The 22808-nt window shown below is 66.4% G+C and carries 20 protein-coding genes; 10 read left to right on the top strand and 10 right to left on the bottom strand.

Features of this window, described 5'->3' with window-relative positions; genetic code table 11:
• Nucleotides 1-2 precede the first annotated feature (2 nt).
• From rpoC to GSQ83_RS15595, 7 genes are all read left to right on the top strand, one after another.
• Nucleotides 3-4169, top strand: coding sequence for a DNA-directed RNA polymerase subunit beta' (gene rpoC / locus GSQ83_RS15625; protein ID WP_158803802.1), 4167 nt, complete (start codon nucleotides 3-5; stop codon nucleotides 4167-4169).
• Nucleotides 4170-4380: 211 nt separating this feature from the next.
• The gene (locus GSQ83_RS15620) at nucleotides 4381-5481 is read left to right on the top strand and encodes a RodZ domain-containing protein (protein ID WP_158803801.1); all 1101 of its coding nucleotides are present in this window, start codon (nucleotides 4381-4383) and stop codon (nucleotides 5479-5481) included.
• Nucleotides 5482-5521: 40 nt separating this feature from the next.
• Nucleotides 5522-6646: a flavodoxin-dependent (E)-4-hydroxy-3-methylbut-2-enyl-diphosphate synthase gene (ispG, locus tag GSQ83_RS15615; RefSeq protein WP_158803846.1), complete on the top strand. Its 1125-nt coding sequence runs from the start codon at nucleotides 5522-5524 to the stop codon at nucleotides 6644-6646.
• A gap of 153 nt (nucleotides 6647-6799) precedes the next feature.
• Nucleotides 6800-8032: a histidine--tRNA ligase gene (gene hisS, locus GSQ83_RS15610; RefSeq protein ID WP_158803800.1), complete on the top strand. Its 1233-nt coding sequence runs from the start codon at nucleotides 6800-6802 to the stop codon at nucleotides 8030-8032.
• Nucleotides 8029-9096 (top strand): peptide chain release factor 1, encoded by a 1068-nt coding sequence (prfA, locus tag GSQ83_RS15605; protein WP_158803799.1) that lies wholly within the window; start codon nucleotides 8029-8031, stop codon nucleotides 9094-9096. Before hisS ends, prfA begins: the two co-directional genes overlap by 4 nt.
• A complete protein-coding gene (gene prmC / locus GSQ83_RS15600) occupies nucleotides 9093-9977 on the top strand; it encodes a peptide chain release factor N(5)-glutamine methyltransferase (protein WP_158803798.1) in 885 nt (294 codons plus the stop codon). Before prfA ends, prmC begins: the two co-directional genes overlap by 4 nt.
• A gap of 190 nt (nucleotides 9978-10167) precedes the next feature.
• Nucleotides 10168-10656: a DUF4167 domain-containing protein gene (locus GSQ83_RS15595; RefSeq protein ID WP_158803797.1), complete on the top strand. Its 489-nt coding sequence runs from the start codon at nucleotides 10168-10170 to the stop codon at nucleotides 10654-10656.
• 186 nt (nucleotides 10657-10842) lie between these two features.
• Here the strand turns inward: GSQ83_RS15595 and GSQ83_RS15590 are convergent, their stop codons facing one another.
• Genes GSQ83_RS15590 through GSQ83_RS15560 form a run of 7 tightly spaced genes read right to left on the bottom strand, consistent with a single transcriptional unit; the run spans nucleotide 10843 to nucleotide 17387 of the window.
• On the bottom strand, nucleotides 10843-11118 hold the full coding sequence (locus GSQ83_RS15590; protein ID WP_158803796.1) for an acylphosphatase: 276 nt from the start codon (nucleotides 11116-11118) through the stop codon (nucleotides 10843-10845).
• A complete protein-coding gene (locus GSQ83_RS15585; protein ID WP_158803795.1) occupies nucleotides 11115-11837 on the bottom strand; it encodes an ATP12 family chaperone protein in 723 nt (240 codons plus the stop codon). The genes GSQ83_RS15590 and GSQ83_RS15585 overlap by 4 nt, the downstream gene beginning before the upstream one ends.
• A 3-nt stretch (nucleotides 11838-11840) precedes the next feature.
• The gene (locus GSQ83_RS15580) at nucleotides 11841-14396 is read right to left on the bottom strand and encodes an AsmA family protein (RefSeq protein ID WP_158803794.1); all 2556 of its coding nucleotides are present in this window, start codon (nucleotides 14394-14396) and stop codon (nucleotides 11841-11843) included.
• A 30-nt stretch (nucleotides 14397-14426) separates the two neighbouring features.
• Entirely contained in the window at nucleotides 14427-15257 is an 831-nt protein-coding gene (gene mazG / locus GSQ83_RS15575) for a nucleoside triphosphate pyrophosphohydrolase (protein ID WP_158803793.1), read from the bottom strand.
• Complete coding sequence (locus tag GSQ83_RS15570; RefSeq protein WP_158803845.1) at nucleotides 15254-16033, bottom strand: NAD kinase; 780 nt, start codon at nucleotides 16031-16033, stop codon at nucleotides 15254-15256. Before GSQ83_RS15570 ends, mazG begins: the two co-directional genes overlap by 4 nt.
• A gap of 44 nt (nucleotides 16034-16077) precedes the next feature.
• Complete coding sequence (locus tag GSQ83_RS15565; protein WP_158803792.1) at nucleotides 16078-16914, bottom strand: carbon-nitrogen hydrolase family protein; 837 nt, start codon at nucleotides 16912-16914, stop codon at nucleotides 16078-16080.
• A gap of 29 nt (nucleotides 16915-16943) precedes the next feature.
• On the bottom strand, nucleotides 16944-17387 hold the full coding sequence (locus tag GSQ83_RS15560; RefSeq protein ID WP_158803791.1) for a hypothetical protein: 444 nt from the start codon (nucleotides 17385-17387) through the stop codon (nucleotides 16944-16946).
• A 129-nt stretch (nucleotides 17388-17516) separates the two neighbouring features.
• Between GSQ83_RS15560 and GSQ83_RS15555 the strand changes: the two genes are divergently transcribed.
• From GSQ83_RS15555 to GSQ83_RS15545, 3 genes are all read left to right on the top strand, one after another.
• On the top strand, nucleotides 17517-18638 hold the full coding sequence (locus GSQ83_RS15555) for an aminotransferase class V-fold PLP-dependent enzyme (protein ID WP_158803790.1): 1122 nt from the start codon (nucleotides 17517-17519) through the stop codon (nucleotides 18636-18638).
• Nucleotides 18635-19579 carry a Gfo/Idh/MocA family protein gene (locus tag GSQ83_RS15550; protein ID WP_158803789.1) on the top strand — a complete coding sequence of 315 codons (945 nt, stop codon included), beginning with the start codon at nucleotides 18635-18637 and terminating at the stop codon, nucleotides 19577-19579. The genes GSQ83_RS15555 and GSQ83_RS15550 overlap by 4 nt, the downstream gene beginning before the upstream one ends.
• A 109-nt stretch (nucleotides 19580-19688) precedes the next feature.
• Nucleotides 19689-19913: a hypothetical protein gene (locus GSQ83_RS15545; protein WP_158803788.1), complete on the top strand. Its 225-nt coding sequence runs from the start codon at nucleotides 19689-19691 to the stop codon at nucleotides 19911-19913.
• Nucleotides 19914-20102: 189 nt separating this feature from the next.
• On the opposite strand, the gene holA is transcribed toward GSQ83_RS15545, so the two are convergent.
• The 3 genes from holA to GSQ83_RS15530 form a co-directional block, all read right to left on the bottom strand.
• Nucleotides 20103-21116, bottom strand: a complete 1014-nt coding sequence (gene holA, locus GSQ83_RS15540) for a DNA polymerase III subunit delta (RefSeq protein WP_158803787.1) — start codon at nucleotides 21114-21116, stop codon at nucleotides 20103-20105.
• Between the two features lie 25 nt (nucleotides 21117-21141).
• Nucleotides 21142-21732, bottom strand: coding sequence for an LPS assembly lipoprotein LptE (lptE, locus tag GSQ83_RS15535; RefSeq protein WP_158803786.1), 591 nt, complete (start codon nucleotides 21730-21732; stop codon nucleotides 21142-21144).
• 5 nt (nucleotides 21733-21737) lie between these two features.
• Nucleotides 21738-22808, bottom strand: a 1071-nt coding sequence (locus GSQ83_RS15530) for a class I tRNA ligase family protein (protein WP_158803785.1), incomplete at its 5' end; no start/stop codon positions are given.

The raw sequence follows: 22808 nt of genomic DNA, 5'->3' as shown, positions 1-22808 counted from the left end.
GCATGAACGAACTTATGAAGATTCTCGGTCAAACCGGTCAGCCGATGACCTTTGACGAGATCAAGATCCAGATCGCTTCGCCCGAGCAGGTGCGGAGCTGGTCTTATGGCGAGATCAAGAAGCCCGAGACCATCAACTACCGCACCTTCAAGCCGGAGCGGGACGGGCTTTTCTGCGCGCGGATTTTCGGACCGATCAAGGACTACGAGTGCCTGTGCGGCAAGTACAAGCGCATGAAGTTCCGCGGCATCATCTGCGAGAAATGCGGCGTGGAAGTCACGCTCGCCAAGGTCCGGCGCGAGCGCATGGGCCATATCGAGCTTGCCTCGCCCGTCGCCCATATCTGGTTCCTGAAGTCTCTGCCCTCGCGCATCGGGCTGATGGTCGACCTGACGCTGAAGGACCTAGAAAAGGTTCTGTATTTCGAGAGCTATATCGTTCTTGAACCTGGCCTGACCGATCTCAAGCTGCACCAGATGCTGAACGAAGATCAGCTGATGTCGAAGCAGGACGAGTTTGGCGAGGACGCTTTCCGTGCCGGCATCGGTGCCGAGGCGGTGAAGCGCATTCTCAACGACATCGACTTGGATGCCGAGAAGACGCGGCTGCGCGTCGATCTCAAGACCACGACGAGCGAGGCCAAGCGCAAGAAGCTGGTCAAGCGTCTTAAGCTCATCGAGGCTTTCGCCGAGAGCGGCAGCAAGCCCGGCTGGATGATCCTCGACGTGGTGCCGGTGATTCCGCCCGAGCTGCGGCCTCTGGTGCCGCTGGATGGCGGCCGCTTCGCAACCTCGGATCTCAATGATCTCTACCGCCGCGTCATCAACCGCAACAACCGGTTGAAGCGCCTCATCGAGCTGCGCGCGCCCGATATCATCGTGCGCAACGAGAAGCGCATGTTGCAGGAAAGCGTTGACGCGCTGTTTGACAACGGCCGCCGTGGCCGCGCCATTACCGGCGCCAATAAGCGTCCGCTGAAGTCGCTGTCCGACATGCTGAAGGGCAAGCAAGGCCGTTTCCGCCAGAACCTGCTCGGCAAGCGCGTCGATTACTCGGGCCGCTCGGTCATCGTGGTGGGTCCGGAGCTGAAGCTGCACCAGTGCGGCCTGCCGAAGAAGATGGCGCTGGAGCTGTTCAAGCCCTTCATCTACGCCAAGCTCGAAAAATACGGTCACGCGACGACCATCAAGGCCGCCAAGCGGATGGTCGAGAAAGAGCGTCCCGAGGTCTGGGACATTCTGGAAGAGGTGATCCGCGAGCATCCCGTGATGCTCAACCGCGCGCCGACCTTGCATCGCCTCGGCATCCAGGCTTTCGAGCCGGTGCTGATCGAAGGCAAGGCGATCCAGCTTCACCCGCTGGTCTGCACCGCCTTCAACGCGGATTTCGACGGCGACCAGATGGCGGTCCATGTGCCGCTGAGCGTGGAAGCGCAGCTCGAAGCCCGCGTGCTTATGATGTCGACGAACAACATCCTGAGCCCCGCGAACGGCAAGCCGATCATCGTGCCGAGCCAGGACATCGTGCTCGGCCTGTACTATCTGTCGCTGGAGACGCCGGAATTCCGCGTCGCGGTGGACAACGACGCCCCGGCTTTCGGGACGATCGGCGAGATCGAGCATGCGCTGGCCGCCAAGCGCGTGCAGATGCATGACAAGATCCGCGCGCGGATCCTGGTGCAGGAAGGTCCCGGCGAGCCGGTGCGCCGCGTTGTCGTGACCACGCCGGGCCGTATGCTGATCCAGCAGATCCTGCCGCTGCATCAGAACGTGCCCTTCACGCTGATCAACAAGCAGCTGACGAAGAAGAACGTGTCGGACGTGATCGACGCGGTCTACCGCCACTGCGGCCAGAAAGAATGCGTGATCTTCGCCGACCGCATGATGGGCCTGGGCTTCAGCAACGCCGCCAAGGCGGGCCTGTCCTTCGGCAAGGATGACCTGATCATCCCGAAGGAGAAGCCGGAACTGATCCTGAGCACCCAGGGCGAGGTGAAGGAATTCGAGCAGCAGTATCAGGACGGTCTGATCACCGCCGGCGAGCGCTACAACAAGGTGGTGGACGCCTGGTCGCGCTGCACCGACCTCGTCGCCAGCGCCATGATGAAGGAGATCTCCAAGCAGGAGATCGGCACGCCGACCAACTCGGTCTGGATGATGAGCCATTCCGGCGCGCGTGGATCGCCGGCGCAGATGCGCCAGCTCGCGGGCATGCGCGGCTTGATGGCGAAGCCCTCGGGCGAAATCATCGAGCAGCCGATTATCGCCAACTTCAAGGAAGGCCTGTCGGTTCTCGAATACTTCAACTCGACCCACGGCGCCCGTAAGGGTCTCGCGGATACCGCGTTGAAGACGGCGAACTCCGGCTATCTCACGCGCCGTCTGGTGGACGTCGCGCAGGACAGCATCATCGTCGAGGAAGACTGCGGTACCGATAAGGGCCTCACCGTGCGCGCCGTCATGGATGGCGGCGAGGTGGTGTCGTCGCTTTCCGAACGTATCCTCGGCCGCTTCTCCTGCGAGGATGTGCTGGACCCTGTGACGGCGAAGGTGCTGCTGGCGAACAATACGCTGATCGAGGAAGAGGAAGCCGACCTCATCGAAAAGTCGGGTGTCGAGGCGGTGAAGATCCGCTCGGTGCTGACCTGCGAGGCCGAGATCGGCTGTTGCGGCCATTGCTACGGGCGCGATCTTGCGCGTGGCACCCGGGTCAATGCCGGTGAGGCGGTGGGCGTCATCGCCGCGCAGTCCATCGGCGAGCCTGGCACGCAGCTCACGATGCGCACTTTCCACATCGGCGGTGCCGCGCAGCGTGGCGCGGAGCAGTCGAGCGTGGAGGCGAGCCATGAAGGCTCGGTTGTGGTGCGTAACCGCAACGTGGTTATCAACAGCTCGGGCGTGCCCGTGGTGATGAGCCGCAATTGCGAAATCGTGCTGGCCGACAGCAACGGACGGGAGCGTGCGCGCTTCCGCGTGCCTTACGGCGCGCGGCTGCTCACGGACGATACCCAGCCGGTGGTGCGCGGCCAGAAGCTGGCGGAGTGGGACCCCTACACCCTGCCGATCATCACCGAGAAGAACGGCGTGGTTGAGTTCGCCGATCTGATCGAGGGTATCACGCTGGTCGAGCGGATGGACGAAGTCACCGGCCTGACCTCGAAGATCGTGGTCGATTACAAGCAGGCGGCGAAGAACGTCGATCTGCGGCCGCGCCTCCAGCTGAAGGATGCCAAGGGCGAGGTCATCAAGCTGCCGAATGGTGGCGAGGCGCGCTACTTCCTGCAGCCGGACTCCATTCTCTCGATCGAGAATGGCGCGACGGTCGCGGCCGGTGACGTGCTGGCGCGTATCCCGCGCGAAGGCAGCAAGACGCGCGACATCACGGGCGGCCTGCCGCGCGTGGCGGAGCTGTTCGAGGCGCGGCGCCCGAAGGATCACGCGATCATCGCCGAGAACGACGGCCGCGTGGAATTCGGCAAGGACTACAAGGCGAAGCGCCGGGTCATCGTGAAGAACGACGAGACCGGGGAAGAGAGCGAGTATCTCATTCCCAAGGGCAAGCACGTCTCGGTGCAGGAAGGCGACTTCGTGCGTCTCGGCGACCCGCTGGTCGACGGTCCGCGCGTGCCGCATGACATCCTGCGCGTGCTGGGTGTCGAGGCACTGTCCGACTATCTCGTCAACGAGATCCAGGACGTGTACCGGCTCCAGGGCGTGAAGATCAACGACAAGCACATCGAGGTGATCGTTCGCCAGATGCTGCAGAAGGTTGAGATCACCGAGCCGGGCGACACGACCTTCCTCACGGGAGAGCAGGTCGACCGGACGGAGTTCGATGCCGAGAACAACAAGCGGATCGCCGCGGGCGAGCGCGTGGCTTCGGCGATGCCTGTGCTTCAGGGCATCACCAAGGCCAGCCTGCAGACCCACAGCTTCATCAGCGCCGCGTCCTTCCAGGAGACCACGCGCGTGCTGACCGAGGCGGCGACCGCCGGCAAGATCGACAGCTTGCAGGGCCTCAAGGAGAACGTGATCGTGGGCCGCCTGATCCCGGCGGGCACGGGCAGCGTGATGAACCGGCTGCGCGCGATCGCGACCGGACGTGCCGATGGCCGCAGTCTGCGGTCCGACACGGGCGCGCTCACCGGCGAGGAAATCGCCGCGGAGTAGCGGCGGAGACACGACCAGACCAGCGCCGGGAGAATGGCTTGCCCATTAACCCTGCGCTGGCGCGGTCGGCCGGCAGTAGAATAAGCGTGAGGCGAGTCGACGCGCTCGCCAAAACGGGGCATTCTCACCCTCGAAACTTGCCTGTTGACCCGGGACGCCGATCTGCGCGCGTTGTCCCGCTTCCTGGTGCAGCTGCACGGAATGAGAGAGAGTGGCAGCCTTTCAGAGACCCAAACGCTCGGTTCCAGACGATCGGGGCAGATCTGAGGACGATTTCCGTGGCCCCGGCGCCGGCACCTCCCGTATCGGGACAGAGCTGAGAGAAGCCCGCGAACGCCTTGGCTATGAGGTGGAGTGGGTCGCCAACGCGCTGCGGATCAAGCCCGCCTTCATCCACGCGATCGAACGTGGCGATTTGCAGGACCTGCCGGGGACGGCCTATGCGGTCGGCTTCGTGCGGACCTACGCGATCGCGCTGGGCCTCGACGCCAACGAGGCGATCCGGCGGTTCAAGGCCGAGCGGGAGGAGGTCACTCATAAGACCGACCTGGTTTTCCCGGCTCCCGCGCCACAGCGCGGAGTCCCTGCTGGGGCGCTCGTCTTGGTGGGTGCCGTGATCGTGATCGCGGGGTATATTGGCTGGTATCACTACTCCGGCCGCAGCGAACGCATGGCTTCCTCAATCGACTCCCTGCCCGCCCATCTGGAGCCTCTGGCGCCACCGCCGGCGCCGAAGTTCGCTCTGGTCAAGCCGGCACCGGTACGTCCGAAGCCCGTTGTCACGCCGGATCCTGGGCCGCCTCTGCCGAATGACGCGGATGTGTCGCCCTCCTCGGCCGCCGCCGCGGTGCCTATGCCAGCGCCACCACCGGCGGCTCGGCTTTCAACGCCACCGACCGCGCTTGGCGCGTTGGCGGAGGCGACACCGCCGCCCGCCGCCCCTGATGGTTCGGCGGCGCTCTCGGCCTCGGCGGGGCAACTGGTCATCGAGGCCAGCGGCGATGCCTGGATCGAAATCAAGAACGGCACGGGGCGAGTGATCTATCAGCATGTGCTGCACTCCGGCGAAAGCTACACGGTGCCGGATCAGCCGGAGCTGACCCTCACCACCGGCAATGCGACCGTCACGACGATCGCGCTGGGCGGCACGCCGCTTGGCCCATTGAAGGGTCATGTCGTCCGCAATCTGCCGCTGGATGCCGCAAGCCTGAAGACCAAGCTCGGCCCTGCGGCTGCCGCGCCGGACGTCACGCCAGCGAAACCTGACGCTAATCCTTCGGTTACCAATTCAGCGGGACATACGAACGGATGACTATCGCGGTCATCGTCTCGCAAAGCCCGCAACGGAGCGCATTATGAGCTACCGCCCCTATCAGCAAATTCAGCGTCGTAAGTCCCGGCAAATCAGCGTTGGGCGCGTGAAGGTGGGGGGCGATGCGCCCATCACCGTGCAAACCATGACGAATACGCTGACGACGGATGTCGATGGCACCGTCGCCCAGATCCGGCTTTCCGAGAAGGCCGGCGTGGACATCGTGCGCGTGTCCTGCCCGGATCAGGAAAGCACCAAGGCGCTGCACGAGATTGTCCGGCAGGTCGATGTGCCGATCGTCGCAGACATCCATTTCCACTATCGCCGCGCTATCGAAGCCGCGGTCGCCGGCGCTGCCTGCCTGCGCATCAACCCCGGCAATATCGGCAGCGCCGAACGGGTGCGCGAGGTGGTGAAGGCGGCGCGGGACCATGGCTGCTCGATCCGCATCGGCGTCAATGCCGGCTCGCTGGAGCGCCATCTGCTCGAAAAATACGGCGAACCCAATCCGGAGGCGCTGGTCGAGAGCGCGCTGGAACACGCCAAGATTCTGCAAGACCACGACTTCCACGAGTTCAAGATCAGCGTGAAGGCGTCGGACGTCTTCCTGGCGGTCGCGGCCTATCAGCAACTCTCGGAAGTCTGTGACCATCCGCTGCATATCGGCATCACCGAAGCGGGCGGAAAGCGCACCGGCACGGTGAAATCCTCGATCGGCCTTGGCTCGCTGCTTTGGGCCGGGATCGGCGACACTTTGCGCGTCTCGCTTTCGGCTGAGCCCGAGGAAGAGGTGCATGTCGGCTGGGAGATGCTGAAGTCGCTCGGCATCCGGCATCGCGGCGTGCGCATCATTTCTTGCCCGTCCTGCGCGCGGCAGGGCTTCGATGTCATCCGCACGGTGGCGGCGCTGGAGGACCGGCTGGCGCATATCGAGACGCCGCTCACGCTCTCCATCATCGGCTGCGTGGTGAACGGGCCGGGCGAGGCGACGATGACCGATCTCGGCATCACCGGCGGCGGCGCCGGGCGGCACATGGTCTATGCCGCCGGCAAGCAGAGCCATACGATCGACAAGGATGCGATGATCGACCACGTGGTCGAGATGGTCGAGGCCAAAGCCGCCGCGATCCGCGCCGCCGAACCCGCCGCCATCGCGGCAGAGTAGCGACGCCGCTGCTCCCCTCTCTGTAAGGGAGGGGCCGGGGGTGGGTTCGCTTGGGTTACACTCGCCAAGCCCACGCCGAACAACCCACCCCAACCCCTCCCTTCCAGGGAGGGGCTATTTCTTTTCTCTCTCCTCCACCCCAGGCCCAATCCCATGCAGCTCCAACCCGTCCGCGGCACGCGCGATCTCATCGGCGAGGAGCAACAGCGCCACCGGCATGTCATGGACACCGCGCGCCGGATTTCCGCCCTCTATGGCTTCGAGGAATGGGTAACGCCGATCTTCGAGGACACGCGCATCTTCGCCCGCACGCTGGGCGAGACTTCCGATGTCGTGACGAAGGAAATGTACACCTTCACCGATCGCGGCGGTGACAGCGTAACACTGCGGCCGGAGAATACCGCCGCCGTGTGTCGCGCGCTGGTCAGCAACGGACTCACGCAATCCCTGCCGCAAAAGGTATTCTACGCCGGCCCGATGTTTCGCTACGAGCGGCCGCAAAAAGGCCGCTACCGGCAGTTCAGTCAAATCGGACTAGAGCTGATCGGCCCAGCTGAGCCGCTGGCCGATGCCGAAGTCATTGCCTGCGGCTGGGACATTCTGACCGCGCTCGGCATTGCTGAGGATGTGGTGGTCGAGGTGAATACCCTCGGTGACATCGCAAGCCGCAACGCTTATCGCCAGGCATTGGTGGATTACTTCACCATCCACGAGGCGTCGCTTTCAGCCGACAGCAAACAGCGGCTGGAGCGTAACCCGCTGCGCATCCTCGACAGCAAGGATGAAGGTGACCGCCGCATCGTTGCTGACGCGCCGACCATCATACCGCATCTGACCGTCGAGGCCGCGCGCTTCTATGACCGTCTGCGCGAGCATCTGACGACGCTCGGCACGCCGTTCATCGAGAACCCGCGCATCGTTCGTGGTCTGGATTACTACAATCACACGGCTTTCGAATTCGTCACGCAGAGCCTTGGCGCTCAGGGAACCGTTCTGGGCGGCGGCCGCTATGACGGCCTCATCGAGGAAATGGGCGGGCCGCCCACGCCCGCTGTCGGCTGGGCGGCTGGTGTCGATCGCATGGCAATGCTCATCGCGGAACCGCCCGCCGCCGCGGCACCGGTCTCGGTGATTCCGGTCGGCGAGGAAAACGAAGGTGCCGCCTTCGCATTGGTTCAGCGTCTGCGCGCGGCGGGGATTCGCGCGGATATCGGCTATCGCGGCAATCTCAAGCGCCGGCTGGAACGCGCGAACCGAATCGGGGCGCGCGCCGCCGTCATTTTGGGCTCGGATGAGGTTGCGCGCGGTGTTGTGCAATTGCGGGATCTCGCGGCGGGCGCGCAAAGCGAAGTGGCGCTCGACGGCGTGGTGGACGCGCTGAGATGAGTCTCGCCGAAAAGCTCGACCGTATTCTTTTGCGCGCGGATGAGTTGCGCGACCGGTTATCCTCGGGTGTGGTCGGTGAGGAATTCGTCCGCGCGTCTCGTGAGCTTTCGGAGATCGAACCGGTCGTCACGCTCATCAGCGAGCTGCGGCAAACCGAGCGCGGGGTCACCGAAGCCGAGGCCATGCTTGCCGACCCCGAAATGCGCGAGATGGCGGAAGCGGAAAGCGAAACGCTCCGCACACAAATCCCGCGATTGGAAAGCGAGATCCGCCTCGCCTTGCTGCCGAAAGATGAAGCCGATGCGCGCTCGGCCATCCTGGAAATTCGGCCGGCGGCCGGCGGCGACGAGGCGGCGCTTTTCGCCTCGCAGCTTTTCGGCATGTATCAGCGCTATGCCGAGTTGCAGGGCTGGCGCTTCGAGATCCTGGAATATGCCGATACGGAACTGGGCGGGCTGAAGGAAGGCATCGCGAATATCACCGGCCGCAATGTCTTCGCGCGGCTGAAGTTCGAATCAGGCGTGCATCGCGTGCAGCGTGTTCCGGCAACCGAGAATCAGGGGCGCATCCACACGTCCACAGTCACAGTCGCGGTTCTGCCGGAAGCCGAGGAAGTTGATGTCGAGATCAACGAAAGCGATCTGCGCATCGATGTATATCGGGCCTCCGGTGCCGGCGGCCAGCACGTCAACAAGACGGAAAGCGCGGTCCGGATCACGCATGTTCCGAGCGGCGTCGTGGTCGCGATGCAGGAAGAGAGAAGCCAGCACAAGAACCGCGCCAAGGCCATGAAGATCCTGCGTGCCCGGCTTTACGAGCAGCAGCGCACCAGCCTGCATGCGTCGCGCGCGGCCGATCGCCGCAGCCAGGTCGGCACGGGGGATCGCAGCGAGCGCATCCGCACCTTCAATTTTCCGCAGGGCCGTGTCACCGATCACCGCATCAATCTTACGCTTTACAAGATCGACCGCGTGCTGCTCGGCGAGATGGATGAAATCATCAGTGCTTTGACCGAGGAAGATCAGGCGGCCCGCCTCGCGGCCTTCGCCGATTCGGATCAGTGACCGCGACACTCGGCGAGACTTGGCGGAACGCGACGCCGCTTCTCGCCGAAGCCGGTATCGAGGCGCCCCACCGGGAGGCGCGTATCCTTCTGGCACATGCATTGGGGGGTGACCTCGCCACGCTGTTGCGCCGTCAGGACGAGGCGGTCACGCCTGAAGTCGCGGCGCGGTTTGCCGGTTTCATCGCGCGTCGGGCCGCGCGCGAATCTTCCGCCACAATCCTCGGGCATCGCGAATTCTGGAGCCTCGATTTTCTGGTCTCGGCGGACACGCTGATCCCACGCCCGGATTCGGAAACGGTGATCGAGGCGGCTCTCGGCTGCTTTCCTGGTCGAAGCGCGGTGAGCCGTATTCTCGATCTCGGCACCGGCAGCGGCTGTCTGCTGCTCGCGGCGCTTTCGGAGTTCCGCGCGGCCTGGGGGCTTGGCGTGGATCGCGCCGAGGGCGCGGCGCTGGTGGCGGCACGGAACGCCGAGCGGCTGGGTTTGAACGGCCGCGCCGCTTTCCTGGTGGGCGACTGGGCGGGGGCCCTGAGCGGGCGCTTCGATCTTGTGCTGAGCAACCCGCCCTATATCCCGGCCGCCGACATCGCGGGGCTGGAACCTGAGGTGGCGCGGCACGAGCCTGTGCTGGCGCTGGATGGCGGGGCGGATGGTTTGGACGCCTATCGCCGCCTGTTCGCCGACCTCGCCAGGCTCCTCACGCCTGTAGGAAAGGCGGTCTTCGAGTTCGGGCTCGGCCAGGAAACGGCTTTGGCGCGGCTCGCGAAGGGTTACGGTTTGGCTGTCGAGGGAACGCGCCCGGATCTTGCGGGTCATCCCCGCGTGACGATCTTGGGTCGCCTGCAAAAAGAAGTTGGCTTATCGGGGGGCGCAGTCTAGCTTGTTTGTGCATGGCGCCGGGGTTGAGCAACTCCCGCCGTGATTTGGCATCCGGTGCAGGGCTTTCGGCTAACGAGCCATAGCGCCAGATCCAGAAACCCTTGTTCGAAGCGTAAAGTCGATTGGGCGGACTGGCCCTCCCGGGCGCTGCCCGAGCGGTTTGCGAATAGGAAAGCGACATGTCGTACTCATGAATATCAAGCGGATGCGTGGCCGTGGCCATCGCGGAACTGGCGGCGGCGGAGGCGGCGGCAACGGAGGCCCGATACGGCATCACTCCGGCGGCAGCGGCGGCGGCGTCCCCCTCAACCGCAATCACGTCTTCGACAGCAATGGGCCTGATCTTCGCATTCGGGGAACGGCTCAACAGTTGTTCGAGAAGTATTTGCAACTCGGCCGGGACGCGACAAGCTCCGGCGACCGGGTGATGGGCGAAGGCTACTTTCAGTATGCCGAGCATTACTTCCGCATCGTGAGCGCCATCAACCAGCAGGCGCAGCAGAATCAGCCGGCCGGCTACCAGAATGGACAGCCCCGGCGCCAGGCGAATGGCGAGGAGCAGCCGCCGACGGACGAGCAGGAATTTGGCTCACCCGAAGAGCAGCTTTCGAGCGAGCAGCGCGAAAGCCATAGTGAGAGCCGCGAAATACCGATCGTCGCCGCAGCGCCGGAAGCCTGAGAGCGCGACCAAGAGAGATCCGTCATGGCACGCGAAGGCGTGCCATCCACGCCTTTTTTGTGAAGCAAGCAAGGCGTGGATGCTGGGCCTTCGCCGAGCATGACATGGTGGAATGAGCGCGGCTCGAACGAAAGACATCCCGCTCTCACGGACCACGCGTGTCCAGTGGTTCTGACCTCATAACCGCTACCGTGATGGCCGGGAAAAGAAGCCCGGCTCCTGCGGCGGTTCCGCCTTCTCTTCCGTGATGCTGGTGACTTGAGCGAGGCGTGGCCCCCGCCGGCAGGCGCGGGCCAATTCCTCGACCGCGTCCGTGGTGCCGCTGACGAGCGCCTCGACGGTGCCGTCGGCGCGGTTGCGGACCCAGCCGTCAATGCCCAAGGCGTGCGCCTGGTTCACCATCCAGTCCCTGTAGCCGATCCCTTGCACGCGGCCGGCGATGATCAAGCGCTTGCTGCTCATAACGGGGGGACTTCCGGAAGAGGACGCGTCAGAGCGACATAGCGCGCAGCGGCCAGCATGTCCCGCTCCGCTACGGCGCGGCGATGGCTGGCCTCACGGTCCTCACCCCATTTCTCTTCCTGAAACAGCTCTTCGAGACAGGACAGGCGATAGGCCTCCGCCGCCGCCAAACCGCCTTCCAGCGTAGCAAGACCCAGCACGAGACTGCCCAGGATCGGCACCATGACGCCGAGCGCGGCAAGGGCATCGGCGTCCTGCCGGTGCGCCGCGCGGGACAAGGCCGAGAGGGCGGCGGGATCCTGATCGAGCAGGGCAATGCCCTCCGTCACGCGCAGCCAGGCGTCCAGGCTACGGCCAGCCCAGTCGAGCCAGGGCTGCCACTCCGCCGCCTGCCGCTGCCGCAGCTCCGGCTGGCTGGCGCGATAGCAGAGCAGGTCGCTTGTCGCATAGCGTGCGACGGCCTCGGCGACCGGTTTCGGATCGGGCGCGACGCGCAGCAGCGCCGTGGCGGCGAGCTGGGTCAGTGGGAGATCGGCGGGGGAAAAGCTGGGCTTGCCTTGGCCAACCCCGTCCCATTCCTCGGCGATGGCGCGGGCCAGGGGCTCGTGGCGCAGCGGCAGGGTTTCGCCGCTCGGCAGGCGCATCGGGCGGCCGTCGAGCAGGATCGCGAAGCCGTATTCGCTCGCGCCGTAGCTTGCCCGCTGCCAGAGGCGTTTCATGGCCTAGCCGCCTTGGCCATGCAGCAATTGCTCGAACAGATTGATCGGCTTGTTGAGGATGCCGCCACCGGGATTGTTGTCCGGCATCGGACCCGGCTGACCGTTACGCGCGAGGGCGAGCGCCGGGGCGCAGGCGCTGGAGGTCGGCGGGGCGGAATGCGCACCGCTCAGCAGAGACTGGAGCAACCCGTTCAGACCAGCGGTATGCTGATCGTTGACGCTCACATCGCCGCCCGAGATGCGCGGCTGAGCGAAGGTCCCGGCAAGCGTCAGCGGAACCTTAAGGTTGCTGCGGCCGAGGTGCAGCTCGGGGTTCAGCGCAATAGCGAGGGTCTCGGAACCCAGGTCGATCGTGCCGGTTCCCTGGAGCAGGAGCAGACTACTGTCGAAGACCAAGGCGGCAACGTTGGCGTGGCCGGCGGTGGAGTCGAGCCGCAGGGCGAGGCACCGCAGCGGCAGCGAACCGGCGGCGGCGAGCAGCGCCGGCGGCAGAACGCGCGCGGCCTTGAACGCCGGGGCGAAGACGCGGGCGAGCATCTGCCCATCGACCACACCATTGACGACGGAGATGCCGAGCGGACCGCTGAGGCTGGCGGCCAGCGCGCGAGTGGTGGCACCGCTCGCGTTGAGGCTGGCGAAGACCTGGCCGAAGCCCTGCCCGGCTCCACCCAGCCCGAGGGCCGCCAGCACCGGGGCCAATGCAATGTTCGGCGCCTGGGCCGAGAGCGAAACCTGCGGCACCGCGCCCGAGGCATCGAGGCTTCCGGCTGCCACCATGGCACCGCCGGGAACCACCACGGAGGATGGCATCAGCGCGAGCTTCCCATGGTCCAGGGTCACCCGGGTGACGAGCGCACGGTATTCGGCTCCCCCGAGCCTCAGGCTGACGAAGCCAAGCCGCAGATCGCCATCGAAACTACGGAGCGCGGCGACCGGAAGCGGCAGGTCCGGGATCACGCGCCGCGGCTCGGCATGCGCGGGAGCCGGCGCTGCCGGTGGCGGAGGTGGCGGGGCTGCCGGCATGGCGGACAGCGGGACAAGCGGCTGACCCATGGCGCGCAACGCGTCGAGGTCGAGACGGGTGGAGCGTAGCGTCGCGTTGACGGCGGTCCGGCCGCCATAGGTGACGGCGACTTCGCCGCCTAGATCTCCCTCGGGCCCGTTGAGGCTCAGGCGGGTAAGCGCAAGACCATGCGCGAAACCCTCGGGCGCATCGGCGAGATTAGCGGAGCCAGTCAGGGCCGTGGCGGCTGGTAAGGGCGCCTCGAAGAGTGGGGACAGCGTCGCGAGGTTGGCGACCTGGGCGGAGAGCGCGACATTTGCGCCCTTCAGGACGAGCGGCTGGGCCAGCGTGCCCTGGGCATGCAGGTTGGACTGCCCGGCGCTCAGGACGAGATCGAGCGGATAGGCGGTCTGTGCCGGACCGCGCAGCGCGGCGATGGCGCCGAGCGTGCCGGAGACTGTGAAGGCGAAGTCGTGACGTTCGCCGAGGATATTGACCGTTACCGGCTGATCCATCGCGGGTGCGATGAGGGAAAGACTGTCGAGCTTGAGACCGGGGAGCAGCGTTCCGAGGTCGGAGGCCTGGGCCTGAGCCGCGATCCGGCTGATGCGCGGGGCACCCTTCGCATCCTGGTCGAGCATGGCGGAGACGGTGACCCCATGCAGCGGCGGCAGCGTCGTGCCTGCTGGGAGCAGGCCCGGCGGCAGAAGCGGCCCCAGGGTTTCGAGCGCGGCGATCTCCCCACGTAGCGTCAGAATATAGCCGGTGGCGTGCATTGGGTCGGCGACGCTGCCCTGAAGGTTCGCTTTCGAGCCGGCGGCGCTCAGCGTCAGGTCGAGGGGCCAGTTGCCGGTGGCGCTACCGGCGAGCAGATCGTCGATCGGTCCGGTGGTTCCTTCGAGGGTGACCGGCACGTCCCGCCACCGTATCGCGCCGTGCAGCGTGATCGGACCATCATCCGCATTCGACGTGACGGAGGCATCCGCCACATCGATACTCTCATCACCGCCAGCACCACGCCAGACCAGGCCGGCGTCGATCAGCCGAAAAGACCGCAGCGAGAGGTGCCAGGGCTGGGCGGCGCCTGAGCTGTTAGCCGAAACAGCCGATGCCGCCGGCGGATTGGGATGGAAGATCCAGTTGGGCTGACCGCCGACGCGCTCCAGCAAGATACGCGGCTGATGGAGGACGAGCCGCGTCAGCGCTATGCGGTGGCTCAGCAGCGGCCAAAGCGAGATCGAGGCTTCGATTTCCGCGACCTGGACCATTTCGGCGGCGGAGCCGCCCGGCAGGTTCGCCAGCCTCAGGTCTTGTGCCCTCAGGCTGGGCACTGGCGTCAGCGCCAGGGAGAGCGGCCCGGCAAGCGTCACCTGCCGCCCGGTCGCCTGGGAGAGTGCCGCGGCGATACGGCCTCGATAGGCGTTGGGATCGAAACTCGCGATGAAGATCCCGGCGGCCGCCAATGGCACCAGGATGATCAGGAGAAGAATCCAGGTCAGGATTCTGAAACGGCGGCGCGGCCGGCGGGACGGGGAAGGCGGAGGAGCATCACTCATGCGGGCTCTTTACCATGCCCGCTGGCGGGATCACGCCCCCTCGCCTCGCTTGACCTCCTGCCAATGCGCTTCGAGCACGTCTAGGGGCTCATCCGTCATTACACGACCGGTAGCGGCAAGACGGGCCTCGATACCCTGGAAGCGGCGGGTGAACTTGGCATTCGCGCCGCGCAGGCTGGCCTCAGCGTCGAGGCCTAGCTTGCGGCAGAGATTAGCCACCACGAAGAGCAAGTCGCCAATTTCGTCGGCCAGCCGGTCCTGCCGCGCCCCGGCGATTTCCGCCTTAAGCTCCGCCACTTCCTCGTCGAGCTTGGCGAAAAGCTGGTCGAGATCAGGCCAGTCGAAGCCCACGCGGGCGGCGCGGGCCGAGAGCTTCTCGGCGCGGGTGAGCGCGGGCAGATTGACGGCTACGCCGGAGAGCGCGCTGGGGGCGCCGGGCTTTGCGGCGCGCTCGGCGGCCTTCTGGGCTTCCCAGGCGGCGTTTTGCGTTGTGGCATCTCGCGGGCCTGCATCGCCGAAGACATGCGGATGGCGGCGACGCATCTTGGCGGTGATGCCGCTTGCGACATCGGCGAAGGAGAACAGCCCCTGCTCCTCCGCCATGCGGGCGTGGAAGACGACCTGGAACAGCAGATCGCCGAGTTCGTCGCGCAGCGCGGATGGCTCGCCGCCCTCGATCGCCTCGGCGACTTCGTAGGCTTCCTCGATCGTATAGGGCGCGATGGTGGCGAAGCTTTGCGCGCGGTCCCAGGGGCAGCCGTGCTCGGGGTCACGCAGGCGGGCCATGAGGTCGAGCAGATCGCGCAGCGCGGTTTCGGCACCGGCTGCCGCCTCGCCGGCCAGCGCGGCGTCGTCCCTCATGCGGCGAATTGTTCCGCGAGGATGCGCTCGGAGAGGCCGTGGTCGGGGTCGAACAGGACGGTCACGGACATCGAGCGTTCCTCGCTGACCGCGACGGAGACGACGTTCCGCACCTCGGTGCTGTCGGCCACCGCCGCCACCGGGCGCTTCTCCACTTCCAGCACCTCGAACAGCACATCGGCGGAACTGGGCAGCAACGCGCCTTGCCATCGGCGTGGGCGGAAGGCGCTGATCGGTGTGAGCGGCAGAAGATTGGCGGAAAGCGGCACGATGGGCCCGTGCGCCGATAGATTGTAGGCGGTTGAACCGGCGGGGGTGGAGATCAGGATCCCGTCGCAGATGAGTTCCGGCAGCCGCACCCGGCCATCCACCGAGACGCGAAGCTTAGCCGTCTGGCGCAGCTGGCGGAGCAGGCTGACCTCGTTGAGGGCCAGCGCCTCCTCGACTGAGCCGGTTTGCGTCACCGTATGCATCCGCAGCGGATGAAGGACGGCGGCCTGGGAGCAAGTGAGGCGCTCGACCAGCCCCTCCTCGGAGAAGCTGTTCATCAGAAAGCCTACGGAGCCGCAATTCATGCCGTAGACCGGGATTGGCCGCCCCAAGACGCGATGCAGCGTTTCGAGCATGAAGCCGTCGCCACCCAGCGCCACCACAACCTGCGCGTCGAGCACCGGAACATTGCCGTAGAGATTGATCAGGCGTTCGCCGGCTTCCTGCGCCAGGAGTGTCGGTGCCGCGACGATGGCTATGCGTTCGAGCCGCTGCTCGCCGAGGATCTGTTCGCGCTGAAGGGCCGAACGGTTGAGCGCCTGGGTCGCGCTCACGCAAGCTTCCGGTGGTCGAGCACCGGCATGTCGCGCCGGACCTTATCGGTGATGGTGCGCTCGGCGCGGCCGGTAACCCAGCCGACCCCGTCAGACGCCAAGGCAACCACCTGGCCCCATGGGTCGCAGAGCAGCGAATGGCCATAGGTGAAGCGCGGTTCGCCGGAGCCGTCGAAATGGCGGCCCCAACAGGCGGCGGCGGCGATCCAGCACTGGGTTTCGATCGCGCGCGCCCGCAGCAAGACCTCCCAGTGATCCTTGCCGGTCTGCAAGGTGAAGGCGGCGGGCAGCATGATGATGTCGGCGCCGGCGCGACGCAGCTTCAGGAAAAGCTCGGGGAAGCGGAGGTCGTAGCAGATGGCGAGCCCGACCGTGACATCCTGCAGCTTGAAGGTGACGATATCGCTGCCGCCACGGAAGACGGCGCTTTCGCGGTAGCCCTGCCCGTCCGGCGTCGTGATGTCGAAGAGGTGAATCTTGCGGTAGCGGGCGATTTCGCTGCCGTCCGTGTCGAAGACCAGGGTGGTGTTGTAGAGGCGGTCGCCCGCGCGTTCGGCGATCGAGCCGCCATGCACATGGATGCCGTTGGCGCGCGCCACTTCCCGCAGGAACTCGTAGGCCTCACCGCCGGGCTCGTTCGAGCCGGGGGGCGGAAGATCCTCGGCCTCGCGAAACTTGGTTTCCCGGTCGCCGCCGAGGCAGGACCACATCTCGGGCAGCGAGATCATACGCGGGCGGCCATCCGCCAGCGCGCCCTGAATCAGGTCGCGGGCCTGCGCGATATTGGCGGCCTTCTCCGCGCCGGGACTCATCTGGATGACGCTGATACGCAAACTAGCCTCCTGGGCGCGCGTTTCTGGGCTCAGTCGAAGCGGGGCTCCGTGCGCGAGGTCCGCCCCGGCTGATCCCGAGCGGGGCGGCTCGCGCGCGACGAGCGATCCCGGCCGTTGCCGTTGTCGTTGTCGTCGTAGGTATAGGGGTCGCTGTCGGCGGCGGGCGGTACCGGAGGCCGCGAATAGGCGACCGGCGCGTAGGACGGGTTGGGCGCACGGGAGGGCACGGGCGTGAGGTCGTAGGCGTCCTCGTCCGGACGGTAGCCACCTCGCACCGGCTCGCCGAGGCGTAGCGACAGGGTGCGGATCTCACCCTGAAGCTCATCCAGCCGCGCCTCGATGACATCGAGCCGCCCCTTCACGCCGATGACGCTGAAGGGCATCAGGAGGAACAGCAGGGCGTAGAGAATCGCCGGGACGAGGACCAGGATCGGCACCCACCACGGCAGCCAGGACGGCAGAGTGAACGGCATCGACATATTTCCCCTCTACCAGCAATCGCACGGAACTGCGATGCCCGGACTCGCCTGATCGATGCCCGGAAACCCTGCCCTATTTCGCACCTCCGGCTATCATGCCCGGCAGGGGAGAACGATACGCTTATGCTGCTGCTGATACCTGGCCCAGTCATGACCCATCCCAGCGTGAGAGCGGCAGCCAATGCTGATATCGCGCCTTGGGACAGTGAGGAACGCGCACGCATTGCGCATTTGCTGGAGCGTTTGCGCGACCTGGCGGGCGGTGACGCCGGAACGCATGTGGCTCTACCCCTGCCCGGCTCAGGCCATTTCATCATCGAGGCGGCGATACGCAGCTTCGTGCGGCCGGAGGGCGGCATCCTCATCCCCGAGACCGGCCAATATGCCGACCGGATGATCCGCCTCGCGCGGGAGATCGGGCGGCGCGTCGTCACCCTCCCCGCGCCGCTCGACCGGCCCATCGTGCCGGAGGCCGTGGCCGAAGCCCTGGCCGCCGATCCGGGCCTCAGCCATGTCGGGCTCATCTATAGCGAGACCAGCACCGGCATTCTGCATGATCCGGAGGCGATCGGCGCGGTGGTTCGCGCGGCTGGGCGCCGGATGATTCTCGACGCGGTTTCCGCCTTCGGCGCGCTGCCGATCAGGGTCGCGGATCATCCGGAGATCGATGCGCTGGTGTTCACGCCGAACAAATGCCTGGAGGCGCTGCCGGGTTTCTCGGTCTCAGTTTCGCCCACCGCGCGGCTGGAGGAGGCGCGCGGCAAGGCGGGTAGCTGGTCCTTCGACCTTGGCGACCTTTACGACAACGGGCGCGTCAACGGCTTTGGTTCGAGCCGCTTCACGCCCTCGGCGCAGTCGATGGCGGCGTTGGCGGTGGCGCTGGATCGATTGGAAGCTGAGGGCGGCCCACCTGCGCGGCTCGCGCGATACCGCGCCAATATGACCGCGCTGCGCGGTGGGCTGGAGGAAATCGGCATGGGCTTCTTCCTCCCACCGGCGCTGCAGGGGCCGATCGTGCTGAATGTGCGGGCGCCTGATACGCCCGAGTGGGATCTGCAGCGTTTCGTCGATGCGCTGAAGGCGCGCGGCGTGCTGATCAGCAATTTCCGGAATACCGAGGCGCCGAGCTTTCGGGTCGGCGCCATCGGCGCGATCACCCCGGCGGATATGCGGATGGCCGTGGCCGCGATGTCCGGGGCTTTGCATGACCTCGGCCTCGCCCCTTTCCTTGGAGACAGACGATGACAGCTACCCGCATCGCCATCACGGGCCTCGGCAAAATCGCGCTCGACCAGCATGTCCCGGCCATCACGGGCAATTCGGATTTCGAGTTGGTCGCCATCGTCAGCGGCCGAGGGGCGACGGTGAATGGGCTGCCGAGTTTCCCTGATCTCGGCACACTCCTCGCCGCGCTGCCTGAGGTCGAGGCGGTCGCCTTGTGCACGCCGCCGACCGGGCGGCTGGCGCTTGCCATAACGGCGCTGCGGGCGGGCAAGCATGTGCTGCTGGAGAAGCCGCCCTCGGCCACGCTCGCCGAGGCCGATGTTCTGGCGGCTGTGGCGGCGGAGACCGGGCAGGTGGTGTTCGCGACGTGGCACTCGCGGTTCAACCCGGCGCTGGAGGAGGCGCGGCGGCTCCTCAAGGGTCGGCGGCTGCGGCGGCTGCATATCGATTGGCGCGAGGATGTGCGGCGCTGGCACCCCGGACAGGCCTGGATCTGGCAGCCGGGCGGATTCGGGGTTTTCGATCCGGGCATCAATGCTTTGTCGATTGCGACCGCGATCACGCCCTCGCCGCTGCATGTTTCGGCGTCGCGGTTGGAGATTGCTGGCAACCATCAGACGCCGATCGGCGCAGAGCTGACCTTCGACACGCCCGACGCTTTGCCCGGCAGCCGCCTCACCGCGGTCTTCGACTGGCGAAAGGAGGGCGAGCAGAGCTGGACCATCGAGGCAGAGACCGAGAGCGGGGTGCATCTCACGCTTACCGAGGGTGGGCGGTGTCTGGCGGTGGATGGGGTTCCGACAATCGAGGCGCCGTCGCGGGAATATCCGGCGATTTACGAGCGGTTCGCGGCGCTGCTGGCGGCGGGGGCCTCCGATTATGATCTCCGGCCACTGCAATTGGTGGCGGATGCGTTTCTGCTGGGTGAGCGGCGCGGGGTGGCGGATTTCGACGCGGGTTAGGTGGCGGCTCGGACTGCGCCTTCTCGTCATGACGGGTTAGTCGTTCCAATTTTTGCGATGGTGCTTTAGCGTTCTGGCCATTCCAAACGCCGATTAGCGAGATACCGTAATGGGCACTTTGCTCTATCGCCTCTTTACCCTGGCCGCCTTTTTCTTCGTCGCCTCGGGGATTATCGCGGTGCTTTTGACCGAGTTCGGCAATGACAATGGCGTGGGGCTCGTCGCCGGGCTGCCGATCGTGCTGCCGTTCATCCTGGCCTCGCCGCTGATCTATCTGACGGGCTGGTCGATCCGCTGGATTTCCGGCGCGCCGGCAGGCAAGCGGGCGCGGTAGGCCGTTTGATGATCTATGATTGAACTGCGACCCGAAGGTTCGTCATGGCACGCGAAGGCGGGGCGGCCCCCCGCGTGCCATCCACGCCTTACCTTCGTCATGCGAGAAGCCGTGGATGCCCCGCCTTCGCCGAGCATGACGTGAGGACGTTGAGAACGGTTCAAACCAGAGACATGCCGCCCCAAACTCTCAACGGGCGCGCATCCTTGCCGCGCGGCGGGCGATGGCGAGGATGGCGGCGTGGGCGACTGCCTCCGCAGGTAGGCCCGTGCGTTTGCATTGGAGTTCGGCTTCGCGGAGGGCCTGCTGGATCGCCGCGATCGCGGGCAAGCGCCACAGCTCCGCCGCCTCCAGCATTGCCCTTTCGCGGCGGAAGAAGAGCGGCGGCCGCAGCATCTTGACCGCCTCGGCGGCGGTTCGGCCGGACTCCCGGGCGGCGGCGACGCGGGCCAGGCGATCCATGTGCCCATGGGCCGCGCGCACCAGCCCGACCGCCGAGCCACCCTCGGCGAGTGCCGTGGCCGCCGCGCGATCAGCCTCGGCGACCGCGCCCCGGGTCGCGGCGAAAAGCGCGTCTTCCGCTGACAGCTCGGCCTGGTCGCCGACGATGGCCTGGACCGCCGCGAGATCGACCGTTCCGGCTTCGCCGGCATAGAGCGTGAGTTTTTCGACCTCGCCCCGCACGGACCCCCGGTCGGCCCCGGCGTGATCGGTGAGCCAATCGAGTGCGTCGGGGGCCACCGGAACATTCTGGGCGTCGAAGAGCTTGCGTAGCGTCGTCTTGAGCGCCGTGCCCTCTTCCACGTAGCAGGCGAGCGCGGCGACGTTGCGCTCCTTCTCCGCCCAGGCGCGCAGCTTGGAGCGGGGCGGCAACTCGCCCGCTTCGAGGATGAGGAGCGAGCCGTCCTTCGCCGCGCAGGCACGGGCGAGCGCCGGCGCCAGGTTGTCCCCGGTCTCCCGCACGCGCACCACGCGGCGGCCACCTGTGAAGGAAAGCGCCGCGGCTTCGCCTTCGAGCGTGGAACCGTCCGGCCGCATGAGTTCAGCGAAGCGGAAAGGATCGTCGAGACTGCCCAGCACCGATTTCGCCAACCCCTCCGCCCGTTCGCGCACGAGGCCGGAATCGGGGCCGTAGAGCAGCAGGGCGCGGAGGCCGGAGGAGTCACGAAGCAACCCGGCGAAGTCGCGGGCGTCGAGTTTCATCGGTGGGCGGCCGAGCCGTCCGCCGTCACGCCGGCTTGCCCTGCTCCTGCGCGCGGCCGGTCGCGGTGAAGTAATGCGCGAGGCGGAGGGTGATCTGGTCGGCCAGCGCATTGGCGAGGCGCTTGTGGACGGTCTCGACTTCGAGATCCTGCGCGAAGGGCTGGTTGTCGAAGCTGTTGAGGCCATCGACCGCCTGGGACACGGATTTCGTCAGCAGCGTGTGGTCGGTATCCTGGGCGTTCAGGCTCCAGGCGGCGACGGCGATGATGCGGGCATAGGTCGTCGTGTTGTCGTTAAGCAGGCCGAGACCAATGCTGCTGATGTTGTAGCGGATCACGAGGTCATAGCGCGTAATCTCCGCCGTCTGGCCGGCCTCAAGCCGGTCCTGCAGGGCGTAGCGGAGAAGCTGGCCGTCCCGGTCCGGGATAAAGCCGACCTGCACCTCGCGCAGATGCTGCTGCACCGCGGCATTCGCACCGTCGCCACCGAAGGCGTTCGGCGCGTAGAGGGGATGGATACCGCAGCCCGCGAGGCTCGCGGTGGTGGCCGCCAGGCCGCCGAGCCGCAGGAAGCCCCGGCGCCCCGCCAATCCGACCATTTTTCGCGGCTGTGCCATCCGTCTCACCCTGCGACGACGAAATTGACGATGCGGTCCGGCACATGGATGCGCTTGACGACACGCTTCCCCTCGAGCAGCCGGGCGACATTGGGCTCGCGCTCTGCTGCCGCCAGCACCTGGTCAGCGGGGCTGCCAGGCGCCATCGTGACGGTGCCGCGCAGCTTGCCCATCACCTGCACACCGATCGTGACCTCGGCCACCGCCGCGAGCGCGGCATCGGCCTCGGGCCAGGGCATCTGGGCGACGAGGGTTTCGCCATCCGGCCGCAGCAGCGCGTTCATGGCTTCCGCGAGATGCGGCATCATCGGCGCGGAGAGGCGGATGGCGGCATCCAGCGCCTCGGCGCGAGCTGCCGCGAGGCTGGCATCGGCGGGATTGGCGGCGGCCGACTTCTCGGCGTCCGCCAGCGCGGCCGCCAGTTCGTAGAGACGCGCCACCGCGACGTTGAAGCTGAAGGAGTCCAGCGCCGCCGTGACGCTCGCGATGGCCTGGTGGGTGGCCCGGCGCAGCGTGCGTGTGGCATCGGTGGGCGGCTCATCCGGGAAGACCGGCGAGAGCGCGCCGATGCCTTCGGCGAGGCGGTAGAGGCGTTGGGTGAAGCGATAGGCGCCGGCGACGCCGGCTTCGGTCCACTCCATGTCCCGCTCAGGCGGATTATCGGAGAGGATGAACCAGCGCGCGGTGTCGGCGCCGTAGCGGTCGATGATGGCGCCGGGATCGACCGTGTTGCGCTTGGATTTCGACATCGCCTCGACCCGGCCGACGGTCACCGGCTCGCGCGTGTCGGTCAGCACCATCCCGCCATCGGGGCCGCGCGTGATCTCGTCGGGGTAGAGCCAACGGCCATCGGGGGCGCGGTAGCTCTCATGCGTCACCATGCCCTGGGTGAAGAGGCCGGCGAAGGGTTCGGTAACGGCAAGGCGGCCGGTCTCGCGCATCGCGCGGGTGAAGAAGCGAGCGTAGAGCAGGTGCAGGATCGCATGCTCGATGCCGCCGATATACTGATCGACGGGCAGCCAATAGTCGGTGGCGGCGCGATCGGTGGGCTCGGGCGCTTCGGGGCTGCAGAAGCG

Source organism: Acidisoma sp. L85 (assembly GCF_009765865.1).
Taxonomy (GTDB): Bacteria; Pseudomonadota; Alphaproteobacteria; order Acetobacterales; family Acetobacteraceae; genus Acidisoma.
The sequence above is the reverse complement of the archived record's forward strand: the minus strand, read 5'-3'. Positions and strand labels throughout refer to the sequence as shown.